The 17,115-nt window shown below is 62.6% G+C and carries 18 protein-coding genes; 11 read left to right on the top strand and 7 right to left on the bottom strand.

Annotated features, from left to right (window positions below; genetic code table 11):
- Nucleotides 1–2: 2 nt before the first annotated feature.
- The 4 genes from RHP75_RS19325 to RHP75_RS19310 form a co-directional block, all read right to left on the bottom strand.
- A complete protein-coding gene (locus tag RHP75_RS19325; protein ID WP_311089619.1) occupies nucleotides 3–1,010 on the bottom strand; it encodes a hydrolase in 1,008 nt (335 codons plus the stop codon).
- 187 nt (nucleotides 1,011–1,197) lie between these two features.
- Complete coding sequence (rsmD, locus tag RHP75_RS19320) at nucleotides 1,198–1,803, bottom strand: 16S rRNA (guanine(966)-N(2))-methyltransferase RsmD (protein ID WP_311089618.1); 606 nt, start codon at nucleotides 1,801–1,803, stop codon at nucleotides 1,198–1,200.
- On the bottom strand, nucleotides 1,803–3,284 hold the full coding sequence (locus RHP75_RS19315; protein WP_311089617.1) for a pitrilysin family protein: 1,482 nt from the start codon (nucleotides 3,282–3,284) through the stop codon (nucleotides 1,803–1,805). Before RHP75_RS19315 ends, rsmD begins: the two co-directional genes overlap by 1 nt.
- Nucleotides 3,277–4,632, bottom strand: a complete 1,356-nt coding sequence (locus RHP75_RS19310) for a pitrilysin family protein (RefSeq protein WP_311089616.1) — start codon at nucleotides 4,630–4,632, stop codon at nucleotides 3,277–3,279. Before RHP75_RS19310 ends, RHP75_RS19315 begins: the two co-directional genes overlap by 8 nt.
- Before the next feature lie 203 nt (nucleotides 4,633–4,835).
- Between RHP75_RS19310 and ftsY the strand changes: the two genes are divergently transcribed.
- The 5 genes from ftsY to RHP75_RS19285 all read left to right on the top strand — a co-directional run bounded on the left by ftsY (nucleotide 4,836) and on the right by RHP75_RS19285 (nucleotide 9,576).
- Nucleotides 4,836–6,248: a signal recognition particle-docking protein FtsY gene (gene ftsY, locus RHP75_RS19305; protein WP_311089615.1), complete on the top strand. Its 1,413-nt coding sequence runs from the start codon at nucleotides 4,836–4,838 to the stop codon at nucleotides 6,246–6,248.
- A 1-nt stretch (nucleotide 6,249) separates the two neighbouring features.
- Nucleotides 6,250–6,921: a cell division ATP-binding protein FtsE gene (gene ftsE, locus RHP75_RS19300; protein WP_233683376.1), complete on the top strand. Its 672-nt coding sequence runs from the start codon at nucleotides 6,250–6,252 to the stop codon at nucleotides 6,919–6,921.
- On the top strand, nucleotides 6,918–7,937 hold the full coding sequence (ftsX, locus tag RHP75_RS19295) for a permease-like cell division protein FtsX (protein WP_233683377.1): 1,020 nt from the start codon (nucleotides 6,918–6,920) through the stop codon (nucleotides 7,935–7,937). Before ftsE ends, ftsX begins: the two co-directional genes overlap by 4 nt.
- A gap of 112 nt (nucleotides 7,938–8,049) precedes the next feature.
- Complete coding sequence (rpoH, locus tag RHP75_RS19290) at nucleotides 8,050–8,904, top strand: RNA polymerase sigma factor RpoH (RefSeq protein WP_160012860.1); 855 nt, start codon at nucleotides 8,050–8,052, stop codon at nucleotides 8,902–8,904.
- Nucleotides 8,905–8,964: 60 nt separating this feature from the next.
- On the top strand, nucleotides 8,965–9,576 hold the full coding sequence (locus RHP75_RS19285) for a hypothetical protein (protein WP_311089614.1): 612 nt from the start codon (nucleotides 8,965–8,967) through the stop codon (nucleotides 9,574–9,576).
- Nucleotide 9,577: 1 nt separating this feature from the next.
- Here RHP75_RS19285 and mtgA read toward each other — a convergent pair whose 3' ends face one another.
- A complete protein-coding gene (mtgA, locus tag RHP75_RS19280; protein WP_311089613.1) occupies nucleotides 9,578–10,315 on the bottom strand; it encodes a monofunctional biosynthetic peptidoglycan transglycosylase in 738 nt (245 codons plus the stop codon).
- A gap of 67 nt (nucleotides 10,316–10,382) precedes the next feature.
- On the opposite strand from mtgA, the gene RHP75_RS19275 reads away from it, so the two are divergent.
- From RHP75_RS19275 to RHP75_RS19250, 6 genes are all read left to right on the top strand, one after another.
- On the top strand, nucleotides 10,383–10,769 hold the full coding sequence (locus tag RHP75_RS19275; protein WP_311089612.1) for a DUF423 domain-containing protein: 387 nt from the start codon (nucleotides 10,383–10,385) through the stop codon (nucleotides 10,767–10,769).
- 102 nt (nucleotides 10,770–10,871) lie between these two features.
- A complete protein-coding gene (thiS, locus tag RHP75_RS19270; RefSeq protein WP_311089611.1) occupies nucleotides 10,872–11,072 on the top strand; it encodes a sulfur carrier protein ThiS in 201 nt (66 codons plus the stop codon).
- A gap of 57 nt (nucleotides 11,073–11,129) precedes the next feature.
- Nucleotides 11,130–11,924 carry a thiazole synthase gene (locus RHP75_RS19265; protein ID WP_090250159.1) on the top strand — a complete coding sequence of 265 codons (795 nt, stop codon included), beginning with the start codon at nucleotides 11,130–11,132 and terminating at the stop codon, nucleotides 11,922–11,924.
- A 9-nt stretch (nucleotides 11,925–11,933) separates the two neighbouring features.
- Complete coding sequence (gene trmB, locus RHP75_RS19260) at nucleotides 11,934–12,653, top strand: tRNA (guanosine(46)-N7)-methyltransferase TrmB (RefSeq protein WP_311089610.1); 720 nt, start codon at nucleotides 11,934–11,936, stop codon at nucleotides 12,651–12,653.
- A gap of 182 nt (nucleotides 12,654–12,835) precedes the next feature.
- Entirely contained in the window at nucleotides 12,836–14,179 is a 1,344-nt protein-coding gene (locus RHP75_RS19255) for a DUF1329 domain-containing protein (RefSeq protein ID WP_311089609.1), read from the top strand.
- 142 nt (nucleotides 14,180–14,321) lie between these two features.
- Complete coding sequence (locus RHP75_RS19250; RefSeq protein ID WP_311089608.1) at nucleotides 14,322–14,723, top strand: hypothetical protein; 402 nt, start codon at nucleotides 14,322–14,324, stop codon at nucleotides 14,721–14,723.
- On the opposite strand, the gene RHP75_RS19245 is transcribed toward RHP75_RS19250, so the two are convergent.
- Nucleotides 14,720–15,250, bottom strand: a complete 531-nt coding sequence (locus tag RHP75_RS19245) for a type II secretion system protein N (RefSeq protein WP_311089607.1) — start codon at nucleotides 15,248–15,250, stop codon at nucleotides 14,720–14,722. The two genes, RHP75_RS19250 and RHP75_RS19245, sit on opposite strands and share 4 nt — an antisense overlap.
- A gap of 66 nt (nucleotides 15,251–15,316) precedes the next feature.
- A complete protein-coding gene (locus tag RHP75_RS19240) occupies nucleotides 15,317–17,113 on the bottom strand; it encodes a zinc-dependent metalloprotease family protein (RefSeq protein WP_311089606.1) in 1,797 nt (598 codons plus the stop codon).
- Nucleotides 17,114–17,115: the final 2 nt, after the last annotated feature.

The following is a 17,115-nucleotide window of genomic DNA, read 5'->3' as shown; positions in this document are numbered from 1 at the left end:
GTTCAGTCTTCTGCGCCGGGCATATGGCTGAATTGCCATTCCAACCACTGCGGAATGCGCCGTTCCAGGTAATAGCCTGGTTTAGCCAGGCTGCCTTCGACAAAGCCGACATGGCCGCCGTGGGCGTGCAGTTCGAATTCTATGCTGGGTGAGAGCTCGCTGGCTTCGGGCAGGCTGTGGGGGAAGACGAAGGGGTCGTCGGCGGCCTGGATAATCAGCGTGGGTGTCTCGATCTGGCCGAGGAAGTAGCGGCTGGAGGCGCGGCGGTAGTAGTCCTCGGCATCGGCATAGCCATGCAGCGGCGCGGTGATGCGCCCGTCGAAATCCCAGAAGGTGCGCATGTTGTCCAGCGGACCGAGTTTCTCCAGGGTAGACAGCCGGTCGGCCATGCCCCGGTGGGCGAACAGGCGCTGCTTATCCTTCACGTAGGCCACCATCTCGCGCATAAAGTGGCTCTGGTAGACCCTGGAAAAGCCCATGCCGATGCGGTCGGCGCACTGATCCAGACGAAACGGCACTGACACCGCCACCGCGCCTTGCAACTGGCTGTCTGCGCCCGTTTCGCCGAGGTACTTGAGCAGCACATTGCCGCCGAGCGAATAACCCACGGCATACAGCGGCGCCATCGGCCGCTGTGCGCGCAGGTGGCGCACGGTTTCCGCCAGGTCCTCGCTGGCGCCGGAGTGGTAACCACGGGCCAGCAGGTTCGGCTCGCCGGAGCAGCCGCGCCAGTTCAGCGCCACGCTGGCCCAGCCCTGAGCTGCCAGTTGCTGCTGCAGCCCCAGTACGTACAGTGAGTCGGATGAGCCGGTCAGACCATGTAGCACCAACACCAGCGGTGCGTCGGCCTGGTGTGGGCCGTGCCAGTCCATATCGAGAAAGTCGCCATCCTCCAGCCACAACCGTTCGCGCGTGCGCTCAAGTTTCGCCGGTTGGCGACACATCGGGTTCCACAGGGTTTGCAGATGCGGGCCGGGTAGCCACCAGGCGGGTTTGAAGGGCGTGGTCATGGACTGGTATCGCTAGGGAAAGCGCCCAGGCTAGGGCCTTGGGCGGTGAAACGGAAGCGCTATGACTGGGGCGAATAACAGAACCTGACTTAGGGTGGGCTTGTTCTGCTTCCTGGTGGGTTGTGCCACATCCCGCTGGGGATTAAACCCTGCTGATCTGCTCCGGCTCACCCACCCTGCAAAAGCCCTACGCGGCTGTACGCTGCCACAGTGCGTAATACACCTGCCCGGCTTTCTGTTCGCGGTGCAGGCGCCAGTTGCCGGGCATGCCGAGGCTGGACGGCGAATTTTCGCTTTCGGTATAGACCCAGGCATCGGCCGCCAGCCAGCCATGCTGCTCCAGCAGGGTGCAGGCTGGTAGCAGCAGGTTCTGGTTGAACGGCGGGTCGAGAAACACCAGATCGAACGGTGTGGCGGCCGGGTTTTGCAGAAAGAGCAGGGCGTCGGTTTGCTGTAGTTGGCCGTTGTCGCATTTCAGCGTTTGCATGTGGCCGCGCAGGCTGGCGATGGCCGCTGGATTGAGGTCCAGGGCCAGAGCACTGCCGGCACCGCGCGACAGGGCTTCGAGGAGCAGCGCGCCGCTGCCGGCGAACAGGTCGAGCACCTTGGCGCCCTCGACATAGGGCGCCAGCCAGTTGAACAGGGTTTCACGCACGCGGTTCGGCGTCGGCCGCAGGCCGGCGGCCATGGGGAAATTGAACTGGCGCGAGCGCCATTGCCCGGCAATGATCCGCAGTTGGCCATCGCCACCGTGGGCGGGTGCGGCTTTTGGCGGTTTGGGTCGCTTGCTCATCAGTGCTCCGGGACGCCAGTAGGTTGCTCGGCGGGGGTGTCGGTGGGGGGCGGCAGTTCTTTCTGCGCCACTGTCGGCCCGGCTGTCACGATAACCAGCGCGTCGGGGTTCAGATGTTTGGCCATGGCGGCCTTGACCTGCTCCACGCTCAGCGCCTGTACGTCGCGCATAAAGTCTTCCAGATAGCTCAGCGGCAGGTCGTAGAAGCCCATGGAGCCGAGCTGGCCGACGATTGCCGCGTTGCTTGCGGTGGACAGCGGGAAGCTGCCGGCCAGCTCGCGCTTGGCGTTGTTCAGCTCATCAGTGGTCGGGCCGTGGGCGATAAAGTCGGCGAGTAGGCTTTTGACCAGTTGCAGGGTGCCGTCGCTGAGTTCGGCGCGGGTCTGCAGGTTGATCATAAAGGGGCCACGCGCCTGCATGGCGCTGAAACCGGAGTAGACGCCATAGGTCAGACCGCGCTTCTCGCGCACTTCGGTCATCAGGCGGGTGCCGAAGCCACCGCCGCCGAACACCTGATTGCCCAGATAGAGCGCGGCGTAGTCCGGGTCTCGGCGGTCGATGCCGAGCTGGGCGATCATCAGGTGAGTCTGGTTGGACGGGAACTCGATGTGTTGCAGCCCTGGCTTGGGCTCTTCCGGCTGGGCGATACGCGGCAGCGCCGGGCCTTTTGGCAGGGCGGCGGACACCTGGTTGGCCAGCGCTTCGGCATCGCTGCGCGCGAGGTCGCCGACCAGGGCGATGATCGCATTGCTGGCGGTGTAAGCCTTGGCGTGGAAGGCCTGCAGCTGTTCACGGCTGATGGCCGGGATCGACTCGGCATTGCCTTCGCTGGAGTGCGCGTAGGGATGCGTGCCGTACAGGCGCTCGAACAGCGCCAGGCTGGCCAGCTTGCCGGGGTTCTGCTTCTGGTATTCGAAGCCGGCCAGCAGCTGGTTCTTGATCCGCGCCAGGGCTTCTTCCGGGAAGGTCGGCTGGCCGAGCACTTGATTAAACAGCTGCATCGCCGGCTCGCGTTTGTCCGCCGCGCTGAGGCTGCGCAGGCTGGCGATGGCCATGTCGCGGTAGGCACCGTTGCCGAAGTTGGCGCCGAGGTTTTCAAAGCCGGCGGCAATTGCGCCGACATCCTTGTCAGGTACGCCTTCGTTGAGCATGGCGTTGGTCAGCATGGCCAGGCCGGCGGTGCCGTCGTCATGGCTGCTGCCAGCGGCAAAAGTCAGTTGCAGGTCGAACATCGGCAGCTCGCGGGCTTCGACGAACAGCACCTTGGCGCCTTCGGCGGTTTGCCAGGTCTGGATATTCAGGTCGCGGCGGCTGGGCGGCTGATCGCCAAGGGCGGCCAGGGATTCGATGTGGGTCGATTCGGCGGCCGGAGCCGCGGTTGGGCTGCTATCCGGGCGGTTGATCACCAGGGCCAGCAGCGCCAGCAATATCAGTAGCGCCAGGCCGAGCAGGCCGTAGCGCAGGCCATTGCGCTCACTCATTGCGCTTCTCCTCAGGCAGAACATGGGCGACGCTCAGGCGGTCGCGGGTAAAGAAGGTGCTGGCGGCTTGCTGGATATCGGCCGGGGTCACGGCCTCCAGTTCGGCCAGTTCCTGGTCGATCAGCTTCCACGACAGGCCGACGGTTTCCAGCTGACCGATAGCGGTGGCCTGGCTGGTGATCGAATCACGCTCGTAGACCAGGCCGGCGATGACCTGGGCGCGCACGCGGGCCAGTTCTTCGGCGCTCGGCGGGGTGTTTTTCAAGTCCTCCAGCTCACGCCACAGGCCGGCTTCGACCTGCTCCAAGGTCTTGCCGGTCTGCACGTTAGGCGTGGCGGACAGGATGAACAGGCTGTCGCCACGGGAGAAGCCGTCGTACCAAGCCGAGGCGCCGGATACCAGCTCCTCGCCGCGCTCCAGGCGGGTCGGCAGGCGGGCGCTGTAGCCGCCATCGAGCAGGGCGGCAGCCAGACGCAGGGCATGCACCTGGCGCGGTTGTTCAGCGGTGGCCAGGCCTGGCACGTTAAAGCCCATCATCAGGCTCGGCAACTGGGTTTTCAGGTGCAGGGTGATGCGTCGCTCGCCCGGTGCGGCCAGTTCACGCGGCGCTTTTGCCGTCGGTACCGTGCGCTTGGGGATGGCACCGAAGTAGCGCTCGGCGAGGATCTTCACCTCGGCGACGCTGACGTCACCGACCACCACCAGGGTGGCGTTGTTTGGCGCGTACCAGGCTTCGTACCAGGCGCGCAGCTCCTCGACGGTCATGCGCTCAAGGTCGGCCATCCAGCCGATGGTCGGCGTGTGGTAACCGCTGGCGGGGTAGGCCATGGCCTTGAAGCGCTCGTAGGCCAGGCTCGACGGTTTGTCGTCGGTGCGCAGGCGGCGCTCTTCCTTGATCACCTCGATTTCCTTGGCGAATTCATCAGCCGGCAGCTTGAGGCTGGCTAGGCGGTCGGCTTCCAGTTCCAGGGCGATGGCCAGGCGGTCGCGGGCTAGCACCTGGTAGTAGGCGGTGTAATCGTCGCTGGTAAAGGCGTTTTCCTCGGCGCCCAGTTCGCGCAGGATGCGTGAGGCTTCGCCGGGGCCGAGCTTGCGGCTGCCCTTGAACATCATGTGTTCGAGGGCGTGGGACAGGCCAGTCTGGCCGGGCGTCTCGTAGCTGGAGCCGACCTTGTACCAGAACTGGCTGACCACCACCGGGGCACGGTGGTCTTCACGGACGATGACCTTGAGGCCATTGTCCAGGCTGAATTCGTGGGTCGGCTGGGTTTCTGCGGCGAAGGCCAGCAGGGGTGTGCAGAGTACGCCGAGCAGCAGGGCTGCAGTGCGTTGGGCAATCATATGCATGGGTTATCGACCTGTCGGACGGGCCCGCTTGGTCTTAGCGTCGGCGGGCGCGGAGGTGCTAGGATACGCATCCGTTTTACTGGCGACCACGCCTGCTAAGGCTTCTGATTGTTTCCGCGTGCACTCTTCAGCTTTTAATGCCGCGTGAGTAATGCCTTCAGAGCCTGTGGCCGGCGCGTCGCACCTTTGAGATAGCCGTCTCCATGTTTGGTTCCAACGACGACAAGAAGCCCACCTCCCCCTCTGCGCCGGCATCCACCGAGAAGCCAGCCGAGAAGAAAGATCTGTTCGGCTGGCTGCGCAAAAAGCCGCAAGCGCCGGCCAACCCTGAGCCGCAACCAGCGCCAGTTGGTGAGCAGCCGGTTGTAGCGGTTGCCATCGAGCCCGCCGCTGCGCCCGTTACGCCAGTAAGTGAAGTTGCTGCGCCCGCCGTAGAGCCGGTCGTTGTTGCCGAGGTAGCTGCCGAGCCTCAGCCTGCTCCGGTTGCTCCGGTTGCTCCGGTTGCTCCGGTTGAAGCCAGCGAAGCCAACCCGCAGCCACGGCCGTCGCGTTTCCGTATCAATGCTGGCAGCGAAGTGTTGCATGCGCATATTGAAGTGCCCGTAGTTGTTGAGCCGGTTAGCGCGCCACCTGTGGCCGAGCCAGTCGCCGTGCAACCTGCTGCTGCACCGGTCAAAAGCGCCGAGGAAAGCCGTACGGGCTTTCTTGAGCGGCTCAAGCAGGGTCTGTCGAAAACCAGCGCCAGCCTTGGCGAGGGGATGGCTAGCCTGTTTCTTGGCAAGAAAGTCATCGACGATGACCTGCTCGAAGACTTGGAAACCCGCCTGCTGACCGCTGACGTTGGCGTCGAGGCCACCACGGCGATAATCGGTAACCTGACCAAGCGTGTCGCACGCAAGGAGCTGGCCGACAGCGGCGCGCTGTACAAGGCCCTGCAGGACGAGCTGGTTGCGCTGCTAAAGCCGGTCGAACAGCCGCTGAAAATCGACAACAGCAAACAGCCCTATGTGATTCTGGTGGTCGGCGTAAACGGCGCGGGCAAGACCACTACCATTGGCAAGCTGGCGAAAAAACTCCAGCAGGACGGCAAGAAGGTCATGCTCGCCGCCGGCGACACCTTCCGTGCTGCGGCCGTCGAGCAGTTGCAGGTGTGGGGTGAGCGCAACCAGATTGCGGTGATCGCCCAGCACACCGGTGCCGATTCCGCTTCGGTGATTTTCGATGCCGTGCAGGCCGCCAAAGCTCGTGGCATGGACGTGCTGATCGCCGATACCGCCGGGCGCCTGCACACCAAAGACAACCTGATGGAAGAACTGAAGAAGGTCCGCCGGGTGATCGGTAAGCTCGACGACACTGCACCCCACGAAGTGCTGCTGGTGCTGGACGCCGGCACCGGGCAGAACGCCATCAGCCAGGCCAAGCAGTTCAACCAGACGGTCAACCTCACCGGTCTGGCGCTAACCAAGCTGGATGGCACCGCCAAGGGCGGGGTGATCTTTGCCCTGGCCAAGCAGTTTGCCTTGCCGATCCGTTATATCGGGGTGGGCGAGGGCATTGATGACCTGCGCACCTTTGAGGCCGATGCCTTCGTTCAGGCCCTGTTCGCGGAGAAATAGGATGATCAAATTCGAGCAGGTCGGTAAGCGCTACCCCAACGGCCACGTCGGGCTGCACGAACTGAGCTTCCACGTCCGGCGTGGCGAGTTTCTCTTCGTTACCGGTCATTCCGGGGCGGGCAAGAGCACGCTATTGCGCTTGTTGCTGGCGATGGAGCGGCCGAGCAGCGGCAAGCTGCTGCTGGCCGGACAGGACCTGTCGCATATCACCAATGCACAGATTCCGTTCCTGCGTCGGCAGATCGGCGTGGTGTTCCAGAACCATCAGCTGCTGTTCGACCGCAGCGTGTTCGACAACGTGGCACTGCCGCTGCAGATTCTCGGCCTGTCCAAGGACGAGATCGGCACCCGCGTGCGGACTGCGCTGGAGCGCGTGTCGCTGGCCGACAAGGCCGAGCAGTTCCCCGGCGACCTGTCCACCGGTCAGCAGCAACGCGTCGGCATTGCCCGCGCCGTAGTGCACCGCCCGGCCTTGCTGCTGGCGGACGAACCTACCGGTAACCTCGACCCGCGTCTGGCCGCCGAGATCATGGGCGTTTTCGAAGACATCAACCGCCTGGGCACCACCGTGCTGATCGCCAGCCACGACCTGGCCCTGATCGCGCGCATGCGTCACCGCATGCTGACCCTGCAACGCGGCCGACTGATTGGTGATGGGGAGGCCTCGGTATGAGTGCTACACGCATGCCACCTCCGCAGCCGGCGCAACGCGTCGGTGCGGCGCCGAAGAAATCCGAGGCGCCAACCCCGGGCGATGACGGCCCAAGCTTTACCCACCAGCTGCACGCCTGGCTGGAAAACCACCGCGCCAGCTTGGTCGACAGTCTGCGCCGTCTGGGCAAACAGCCGATCGGCAGCTTCTTTACCTGCCTGGTTATGGCTGTGGCCCTGAGCCTGCCCATGGGCCTGGCCTTGTTACTGGATAACGTCGAGCGCCTGGGTGTTTCCTGGCAGCGTGCGGCGCAGATTTCCCTGTACCTGCAGATCGACGCCAGCGAGGCCCAGGGCCAGGCGCTGCGTGAGCAGATCGCCGCGATGGACGATGTTGAAGAGGCCGAGTGGATCAGCCGCGAACAGGCGCTGGCCGAGTTTCAGCAGCAGTCGGGGCTGGGTGAAGCGCTCAAGGAACTGCCGGATAACCCGCTGCCTGGGGTGATCGTGGTCACGCCGCAGCAGGTCGACAAAATCGCCCTGGAAGCCCTGCGCCTGCGCCTGGCCGAGTTGCCACGGGTGCAGCAGGCGCAACTGGACCTGCTTTGGGTCGAGCGCCTGAGCGCCATGCTCAAGTTGGGTGAGCGCTTTGTTTTCGGCCTGACCCTGCTGTTGGTGATGGCGCTGCTACTGGTGATCGGCAACACCATTCGTCTGCATATCGAGAACCGCCGTACCGAGATTGAGGTGATCAAGCTGGTCGGCGGCACCGACAGCTATGTGCGTCGTCCTTTCCTTTATATGGGCGCGCTGTACGGGATTGGCGCGGGCGTGTTCGCCTGGCTGTTGCTGGCCTTTGGCCTGGACTGGCTAAACGACGCCGTGGTGCGTCTGGCCGGTTTGTACGGCAGCGACTTCGCCCTGGATGGCGTGCCGATGGCCGATGGTCTGTCGCTACTGCTCGGCGCGGTGCTGTTGGGCTATATTGGCGCCTGGCTGGCGGTCGCAAGGCACTTGAGCGAGCTGGCACCTAGATAGTAAGTTATTGTTTTGCTTGATATTGACTATGTGTAAGGGAACTTGTACCTCGGTATAAAGTCCCAAGGAGCAGTGCTAGACTGCTCCACGATTCGTAAGTCGGAGGATTCAAATGTCCACTTCTTTGCAACCTGTTCATGCTCTGGTTCCGGGTGCCAACCTAGAAGCATACGTGCATGCGGTAAACGGCATCCCGCTGTTGACCCCTGAGCAGGAGCGTGAACTGGCGGAAAGTCTCTTCTACAAACAAGACCTCGAAGCCGCCCGGCAAATGGTGCTGGCTCACCTGCGTTTTGTTGTGCATATCGCCCGCAGCTACTCCGGTTATGGCCTGGCCCAGGCCGACCTGATTCAGGAAGGCAACGTCGGCCTGATGAAGGCGGTTAAGCGTTTCAACCCGGAAATGGGTGTGCGCCTGGTGTCGTTCGCCGTGCACTGGATCCGCGCCGAGATCCACGAGTTCATCCTGAAAAACTGGCGCATCGTCAAAGTCGCCACCACCAAGGCGCAGCGCAAGCTGTTCTTCAACCTGCGCAGCCAGAAGAAGCGTCTGGCCTGGCTGAACAACGACGAAGTGCATGCCGTGGCCGAAAGCCTTGGCGTTGAGCCGCGTGAAGTGCGCGAGATGGAAAGCCGTCTGACTGGCCATGACATGGCATTCGATCCGGCTGCCGAGGCGGACGACGAAAGCGCCTTCCAGTCGCCGGCGCATTACCTGGAAGACCACCGCTACGACCCGGCGCGTCAGCTGGAAGATTCCGACTGGAGCGACAGCTCCACCGCCAATCTGCACGAAGCGCTGGAAGGCCTGGATGAACGCAGCCGTGACATCCTCTACCAGCGCTGGCTGGCTGAAGAGAAAGCCACGCTGCATGACCTTGCCGCCAAGTACAACGTCTCGGCCGAGCGCATCCGTCAGCTGGAAAAGAACGCGATGAACAAGCTCAAGGGCTCGATCGCTGCGTAAGTCGCGCTACCGTCAGAAGCCGCACCCAGGTGCGGCTTTTTTCTGCCTAAGGAAAAGCCCGTGAAATTACCGCCCATACGCCTGCAGCACTGGTTGATCTTTGCCGTTGTCGCGGCCCTGTTTTTTGCCTGGGGTGCGTGGCTGATGAGTCGGCAATCCGCAGCGCAACCGGTGTCTTGGTTGGCTCAATGGCAAACCAAGGTGCTCACGCCGCTGGCCGATGATCGGCTGAGCCTGGTTCACCTGAACGATGCGCTGGAAGGTGAGCTTTGGCTGCAGCCGAACCTGGATGGCGCACGCCTGCTGTATCGCGGTGAGTTGCCGGACGGCGATGAAAAGTGGTCGCTGGAGGCGGAAGTCGGTCTGGATAAGAGCGAGCGCGAAAGCTTGCTGGCCGCTGCAGGGTTAAAACCAACGGACAAGGAGCAGCCGCTGGGCAGCCAGTTGCTGGTGCCATTGGCCAATCGTCCGATTATTGCCTTGACCCTGTTACCACCGGAGCCGCTGGATGTTGCGCGATTGGCTGCCAGCATCGGTCAGCCGCGTCTGACCCTGGAGCTGGCCGAGGGGCAGGCCTGGGTGTATCCCGAGCTGGGCATGACCGCGCACCTGCAGGACGACGAGTTGTACTTCCTCTATGCCGTGCCGCGGCATCTGCTGAAACAGCGCTGAGCTAAACGCCCTTTAACCAGTTCGGCCACCACTCGGGGCGGTTGGGTTGCAGGCGGTTGAGGTAGTGGCTGCCGCCCAGTTGCCACATCTGCTGGCGAATCCAGTTGGCCCGGCGGCTGATGTGTGCACTCGGGCGGCTGGCGCTCCACTCGCGTGGGTTGGGCAGCACGGCGGCCAGCAGGCTGCTCTGCTGGCGTGACAGGTAGGGCGCGCCGACCTTGAAATGATGCCGCGCGGCTGCTTCGGCACCGAACACGCCATCGCCCCACTCGACGCTGTTGAGGTACACCTCAAGAATCCGTTGCTTGGGCCAGAGCAGTTCGATCAGGCCGGTAAACCATACTTCCATACCTTTGCGCAGCCAACTGCGCCCAGACCATAGAAACAGGTTCTTCGCCACTTGCTGGCTGAGGGTACTGGCGCCGCGCAGAGAACCGCCTTGCTGGTTGTGTTCCAGAGCGGCCTGGATAGCCGCGACATCGAAGCCCCAGTGTTCGGCGAACTTCTGATCCTCGCCGGCGATCACGGCCATCTTCAGGTCATCCGGCAGTTCGCCCCATGGGCGCCAGCTGTGCTGCAGGTCGATGGGTTGATCATCGATCCAGGACTCGATCTTGCGCTCGACCATCAACGCGGTGCCGGGTGGCGGCACCCAACGGAATAACAACACCAGTAGAACCGAGGCGAGCATCAGCCAAAGCAGGAGTTTGAGCAGTCGACGGAAGAGGGATCGAAACATGCGTGCTTGGCCGGGATGAATTTGCCGGCCATTATAGCCAGCCCTGTTTCTATAGCTGGAGTGATGCATGGCTCGTCTGTGGTTATTGCTGTCCGCCTGTGCCGGTTTTAGCGGTGTCGCGTTGGGCGCCTTTGCCGCGCATGGCCTGAAGAGTCAGCTGACGCCGGCCTATCTCGCGGTATTCCAGACCGGTGCTCACTACCAACTGATTCACGCCCTGGCGCTGTTCGGCGTTGGCCTGCTGGCCTTGCTGCGGCCCGCGCCGCTGGTCAATTGCGCCGGCGCGCTGTTTGCCCTGGGTATCGCGCTGTTCTCCGGTAGCCTGTATGCGCTGACCTTGAGCGGTATCAGTACGTTGGGCATGGTCACCCCCTTCGGTGGTCTGGCGTTTCTCGCCGGCTGGCTGTGTCTGGGTCTGGCGGCCTGGAAGCTGGGTGCGCGCAGTAGCGCCTGACCCATAAGTCAGAAAGCAGGACGAGCGGCAGCCTTTAGCCTTGGTCAGCGCCCATGATCAGGCTAGAATGCCGGCCCTTTTCCCAGTTGTGACCAACCCGTCATGCGTATTCAGTTAAACGGTGAAGCATTCGAATTGCCCGACGGGGAAACCGTCGCCGGGTTGATCGAGCGTCTGGATCTGGTCGGACGGCGCGTGGCGGTTGAGCTCAATCTGGATATCGTGCCGCGCAGCCAGTACGCCACCACCGCCTTGCGCGAGGGTGACCAGGTTGAAGTGGTCCACGCCATTGGCGGTGGTTGATCCCCGCTCATCGGTTTATCGCGCTCAGACAGCCGCCCACCTTCACGAGGATTACCCATGAGCCATGCGCCCAGCGACAAGCCCTTTACCCTGGCCGGCCGTACCTATCAGTCGCGCCTGCTGGTCGGTACCGGCAAGTACAAGGACCTCGAGGAAACCCGCCTGGCTATCGAGGCCTCGGGTGCCGAGATCGTCACCGTGGCGGTGCGTCGAACCAATATCGGACAGAACCCGGGGGAGCCGAACCTGCTGGATGTGATCTCGCCGGATAAGTACACCATCCTGCCGAACACCGCCGGCTGCTATGACGCCGTCGAGGCGGTGCGTACCTGCCGCCTGGCCCGTGAGCTGCTCGATGGCCACAAGTTGGTCAAGCTGGAAGTGCTGGCGGACCAGAAGACCCTGTTCCCCAACGTCATCGAAACCCTCAAGGCCGCCGAAGTGCTGGTCAAGGACGGCTTCGACGTGATGGTGTACACCAGCGATGACCCGATCATCGCCCGTGAGCTGGCGGCCATGGGCTGCATCGCGGTGATGCCGTTGGCCGGGCTGATTGGCACCGGGCTGGGCATCTGCAACCCGTACAACCTGCGCATCATCCTCGAAGAGGCTACCGTTCCGGTATTGGTCGATGCCGGTGTCGGCACCGCGTCCGATGCCACGATTGCCATGGAACTGGGCTGCGAGGCCGTGCTGATGAACAGTGCGATTGCCCATGCGCAGAACCCGATCCTGATGGGCGAGGCGATGAAGCACGCGATCATCGCCGGACGCATGGCCTACCTGGCCGGGCGTATGCCGAAAAAACTCTATGCCAGCGCTTCATCGCCGCTGGATGGCCTGATCAAGTAAGAGCACAGCATGACTGATTTGCCACAACAGCCTGAGCCGGCTGAAGACACCTCCAAGCATCGCGCGATCAAGAGTTTCGTGATGCGCGCCGGGCGTATGACCGAAGGCCAGCAACGCGGCCTCGATCAGGGCTGGCCGAAGTTCGGTCTGCAATTGGAGGATGGCTTGCGCGACTTCGACCAGGTGTTCGGTCGCAGCGCGCCGCGTACCTTCGAGATCGGCTTCGGCATGGGCCATTCCACCCTGGAAATGGCCGCCGCCTCGCCCGAGCAGGACTTTATCGGCGTGGAGGTACACCGTCCGGGTGTTGGCGCGCTGCTCAACGGCCTGATGACGCAGAACCTCAGCAATATGCGCGTCTACAGCTGCGACGCGATGGACGTATTGCGCAACTGTGTGGCCGACGCCAGCCTGGATCGGCTGCTGCTATTCTTCCCGGACCCCTGGCATAAGGCCAAGCACAACAAACGGCGTATTGTGCAGCCGGCGTTTGCCGAGTTGGTGCGGCAGAAGCTCAAGGTCGGTGGCGTGCTGCACATGGCCACCGATTGGCAGCCTTACGCCGAATACATGCTGGAAGTGATGAATGTCGCGCCCGGCTACCAGAACCTGGCCGAAGACGGCCAGTATGTGCCGCGTCCGACAGAGCGTCCGACCACCAAGTTCGAGCGCCGCGGCGAGCGTCTGGGGCATGGCGTATGGGATCTGAAGTTCCAGCGTATCGACTGATTGATCTACGCGCTGAGGTAACGGCGCAGCAAGACCATAAGCCCAGGGATGACTGCACTAGATCGGACTAATCCGACGCCCGCCAGGACGGCTCCTCACCAAGACGGCATATTTACCCGGCTACCACAGTCGGGTCATAAGAACAGCAGCCCTGCCTCTGGCCAGGCTGCGAGGAGATCGCTGTGTTGAGAACGCTTTCAATTCTGCTGCTGGCTACGTGCGCGCTACAGGCACAGGCCAAAGTCGACAGTGCCCAGGCTGCGCGCCTGGGTCAGGACCTGACGCCGCTGGGCGGTGAGCGCGCGGGTAACGCCGCCGGCACCATTCCCGCCTGGGACGGTGGCCTGGCGCAGCCGCCAGCCAACTACCAGCCTGGCATGCACCACCCGGACCCTTACAGCGCCGATGTGCCCTTGTACCAGGTCAACAGTCAGAACCTGGCGCAGTACCAGGCGCAACTGCCGGCCGGCCTCAAGGCGCTGCTGGAAAAGAACCCGGACTACGCCCTGCGGGTGTTCCCGACCCGTCGCAGTGCCGCCGCGCCGCAGCGCATCTATGACGCCACGCGCTTCAACGCGCAGACCGCCGAGCTGATTTCCGGCGGTAACGGTGTCGACGGTGCTGCCGCTGGTATCCCCTTCCCGCTGCCGCAGACCGGCCAGGAAGTTATCTGGAACCACATCATGCGTTACCGTGGCGACCAGATCAGCTTCGTCACCAACCAGGCGGCGGTACTGAGCAATGGTGCCTATAACCTGCTCAAGCTGGAACGTGACATCTACTTCCTCTACGGCCGTGAAGGTGTCAGCCCGCAAGACCTGGACAACACCCTGTTCTACTACAAGTACAAGGTGGTTGCGCCGGCCAAGCTTGCCGGCTCGGCGTTGGTGGTGCAGGAAACCCTCGATCAGGTGCTGGCGATCCGCAAGGCCTGGCGCTTCAACCGTGGCGAGCGCCGCGTGCGCCGTCTGCCGATGCTGGCCTATGACACTCTGCAGCCGGACACCAACGGCATGGCCACCGCCGACGTGGTCGACTCCTATAACGGTGCGCCGGACCGTTACGACTGGACCCTGGTCGGCAAGCAGGAAATGCTGGTGCCGTACAACAGCTACGCCGTGCACCAGAAGGGCATCCCTTACGACAACATCCTGCGCAGCAACACTGTGAATCCAGACTTGCTGCGTTACGAGTTGCACCGTGTCTGGGTGGTCGATGCTGAGCTGCGCAAGGGCTTCAGCCACCCGTATGCCAAGCGTCGCTTCTACATCGACGAGGACAGCTGGCAGATTCTCGCCGCCGACCTCTACGACAAGAGCGGCGAGTTGAGCGGTGTGCAGGAAAGCCACCCGATCAGCTACTACGACGTACCGATGTTCGGCAGCACCCTGGAGACCATCTACGACTTCAAGGGCAAGCGTTACTTTGTTGACGGCCTGGATAACAACGAGCCGATGTACAACTTTAACGCCAAGCTGACGCCGCGCGATTTCACCCCGCAGGCGCTGCGTCGCGAAGGTAACTGAGCCTCGGTAACACTGAAAAAACCGCCTCTTGCAGGCGGTTTTTTTATGGGCGGGCAACTACAGTGATGCGAGCGCACATGGCTGAGACTGCCTGCGTTACGTCGATTTCTATTTGTCATTCAGGTCATGCCAGGGAGGGTATATGAGCAAGTTGAGGCAGGCCCTGCTACTGGCGGCGGTGTTGTTGAGTGGCTGTAGCACTCAAGGCGAGCGCAGCATTCAGGAGGTGGCTGGCAGTTGGTCGATTCGCCAGTTCAACGAAAGCAGCTTTGCCTTGGGCAAGAGCAGCCATTACCGGGTTTATCATCGCGGCCAACTGGTGCGACTGAAGCCGCCATTGGTCGCGCGGGAAACCAGCGAGCTGCTGGCGGTCGGGCATTTCAACCCTGGGGTGTTTCCTTATCCGGATCTGATTGTGCTGGTGCACGACCGTTTCACCAATACGCGTGGCTATGGTGAGACCAAGTTGCGGGCGTTTCAGCTGATATCCCAGCAGGATCGCGTCGAGATCGTGCCGATCGAGATACCCGCTACGGGCCTTTAGTCGTGGCTGGATGCCTGGCTGAGCAGTTCTGTCGCGCCGGGTGTGGCTGCACTTGTAAGCGGCTGAGTGGACTTGTCCGGAAAGTGCAGACTCTCGCGGCGGCCATGCCGGCGCAGGGTAACGTGCTGGCGTTGCACGCTGTCGAGAGTGACGCCGGGAGCGATGGTTGCGCCCACCATAAAGCGCTCAGGGATTTGGCCAGCCCGGCCAATGATTGCGCTGGAGCGACTGCTTTGTGGGTGATTGAAGGCGGCCATCAAGGTCAGTTGCAGGGACGTGGCCGGAGCCGTGTCGCTACTGTTGACTAGAGGTGCGCCGAACAGCGCGGCCAGCTGCTGCTGGTCTATCACTGGCTGTAGCGGAGCTTGTTGCACGGGGGCCAGAGTGACCGGGCTCTGCAGCAATCGCCAGAACGCTGCGCCCTGAGAGGCCAGGCTGATACTGCCAGCCAGCAGAAGCAGCAGGCACAGGCCTGTGATCAAGTGCTCCGAGACGACTGGCAGGGCTGGTTTGCTGGGTTGCAACATGGCTATTCCTCAATGAAAAAACCCATGGCTGCTGACGCAGCCATGGGTTTTGGTGGGGCCGGAGTTTTACAGCTTGCCGATGCTGACGTTGTCGATAAACAACGACTGCCCGCGTTGTGTGCCAAGAATTAGCAGATCGGCGCGGCGCAGGGTGCCGGCTGGTAGCTGTACTTCATGTTGCAACTTGCTCCAGCTGCCACCCCGGGTGGTGCGCTGACCAAGCGGCAGGTACTGGCCACGGCCATTGCTGTCTTCGACATACAGGTAGGCATAAGCGATGGCGCTGACCGCACTGCTGCGACCAATACTCAGGTCGGCCGAGACGCGATAACGATTACCAGCCTGAACATTACCGAGCAGGCTGACGCTTGCGCCAGAGCCTTCGTACTGACGTTGATAGGCTTCCAGCGCCTGGCGGCTGCCGTTGGCGAACGTGCTGGCGCGGGCGCTGCCATGGAAGCCTGACCAGCCACCAATGCCGTTCTCGAAGTTCCAGCCGAACTGGGGCGGTGCTGGCGGCGTCGGCGGCGCAGCGGCCTGGACTTCCTGCAGCTCGACTTCATCGACCAGCAGGCTGCTGCCGCTGTCGCTCCAGATCGCTACATACAGATTGCGCACGTTGCTTGGCGTTGTGTAGGTGAAGGATTTTTCCAGGCGGCTGAACTCGTTGCCGGTCACCGACAGGTTTGCCGTCTGTTCGGCGCTGTAGGTAAAGCGGCCGTCGATGCTTTCCTGCAGGATCGCCACGCGTACGTTCTCACGGCTGTCGCGGGCCTTGAGCATGGCTTTGGCTTTCAGGCGATATTTCGCGCCGGTAGTCAGGCCGGTGACCGGTGTGGCCAGTACGTCGAAGGCCTGAGCATCCATCTGCAGCGCGTTGTCGCGGCAGTTCAGGGCCACATTGACCAGGCTCAGCTGCGCCTGACCGAACAGCGCGCGCCAGCCCTCGTTGCTGTTGAATTCGCCGTTGCTGACCAGGCCCTTGAGCGCTGGCTTGCTGCACCAGGGCAGTTCGGCCGGTGGCGTGGTTGGGTTGCCGGTACCAGGGTTAGTGGTGACCGGCACCTGGGTGGCGCGGAAGGCGGCGATCTGCGCGGCCATGGTATTTAGCGAGCGTACGGCATCCGAACGATCGGGCATGCCGCAAGGCTGGTTGGCGCAGTCAGCGTCATTCAGCCGTGGGTTGGAAAATACCGGAGCCTGACGGCGCGCGCCGAAGACCTGGGGGTAGGCCATGATGGTGCTGAACTGGCCCTGGACACCGTAGCCACGGCTCCATTCGTGGGTGCCGTTATGGCCGTTGGCGTTGTAGTAGCCTTCCTGCTGGTCCTGCTCGTAGGAGTGGCGCAGGCCCATATTGTGGCCAGCTTCATGGGCGAAGGTACTGAGGCTGCAGTCGACACCGGTCAGGCCGTAGGCCATTTCCTTGGCGCCGCTGTTGAAGCGGTCGCTGTTCTTCGTGCCAGTGCCCATCCAGGCGATGCCGCAGACGCCATAACCCTGACCCTGGGTGGTACGGTTGATCAGCTGTACCACGTCGGCGCCGTATTGTTCACGCAGGCGCTTTACCTGGGCGTCGTCGGTGAACTTGTTGAGGTTGGCGCCGGACACATCGTAGTAGTTGGCCCAGTCAAGCAGCTGCTTGTGTACCAGGCGCAGGCGGATATTCACGCCGCTTTTGGCGTAGGCCGTGTTGGTGTATTCGATGTAGCTGGCGATGCGTGCGTCGATATCGCGGCCGTTGGGCAGGCTCTGCGCGTCTTTGGTATAGAGCACCATGATGTCGACGGTTTGCGGGTTGGCCTGGGCGCTATGGGCGGTCAGGGCCAGTGCGAGGGCAGAGAGCCATTGCACTTTCTTCATAT

The sequence above is a fragment of the Pseudomonas sp. SG20056 genome (assembly GCF_031764535.1).
GTDB lineage: Bacteria > Pseudomonadota > Gammaproteobacteria > Pseudomonadales > Pseudomonadaceae > Aquipseudomonas.
This window is presented reverse-complemented; position numbering and strand designations above follow the sequence as displayed.

Coding starts and splice junctions, on each gene's coding strand:
- RHP75_RS19325 (WP_311089619.1), bottom strand. CDS start 1,010: ATGACCACGCCCTTCAAACCCGCCTGGTGGCTACCCGGCCCGCATCTG.
- rsmD (WP_311089618.1), bottom strand. CDS start 1,803: ATGAGCAAGCGACCCAAACCGCCAAAAGCCGCACCCGCCCACGGTGGC.
- RHP75_RS19315 (WP_311089617.1), bottom strand. CDS start 3,284: ATGAGTGAGCGCAATGGCCTGCGCTACGGCCTGCTCGGCCTGGCGCTA.
- RHP75_RS19310 (WP_311089616.1), bottom strand. CDS start 4,632: ATGCATATGATTGCCCAACGCACTGCAGCCCTGCTGCTCGGCGTACTC.
- ftsY (WP_311089615.1), top strand. CDS start 4,836: ATGTTTGGTTCCAACGACGACAAGAAGCCCACCTCCCCCTCTGCGCCG.
- ftsE (WP_233683376.1), top strand. CDS start 6,250: ATGATCAAATTCGAGCAGGTCGGTAAGCGCTACCCCAACGGCCACGTC.
- ftsX (WP_233683377.1), top strand. CDS start 6,918: ATGAGTGCTACACGCATGCCACCTCCGCAGCCGGCGCAACGCGTCGGT.
- rpoH (WP_160012860.1), top strand. CDS start 8,050: ATGTCCACTTCTTTGCAACCTGTTCATGCTCTGGTTCCGGGTGCCAAC.
- mtgA (WP_311089613.1), bottom strand. CDS start 10,315: ATGTTTCGATCCCTCTTCCGTCGACTGCTCAAACTCCTGCTTTGGCTG.
- RHP75_RS19275 (WP_311089612.1), top strand. CDS start 10,383: ATGGCTCGTCTGTGGTTATTGCTGTCCGCCTGTGCCGGTTTTAGCGGT.
- thiS (WP_311089611.1), top strand. CDS start 10,872: ATGCGTATTCAGTTAAACGGTGAAGCATTCGAATTGCCCGACGGGGAA.
- RHP75_RS19265 (WP_090250159.1), top strand. CDS start 11,130: ATGAGCCATGCGCCCAGCGACAAGCCCTTTACCCTGGCCGGCCGTACC.
- trmB (WP_311089610.1), top strand. CDS start 11,934: ATGACTGATTTGCCACAACAGCCTGAGCCGGCTGAAGACACCTCCAAG.
- RHP75_RS19250 (WP_311089608.1), top strand. CDS start 14,322: ATGAGCAAGTTGAGGCAGGCCCTGCTACTGGCGGCGGTGTTGTTGAGT.
- RHP75_RS19245 (WP_311089607.1), bottom strand. CDS start 15,250: ATGTTGCAACCCAGCAAACCAGCCCTGCCAGTCGTCTCGGAGCACTTG.
- RHP75_RS19240 (WP_311089606.1), bottom strand. CDS start 17,113: ATGAAGAAAGTGCAATGGCTCTCTGCCCTCGCACTGGCCCTGACCGCC.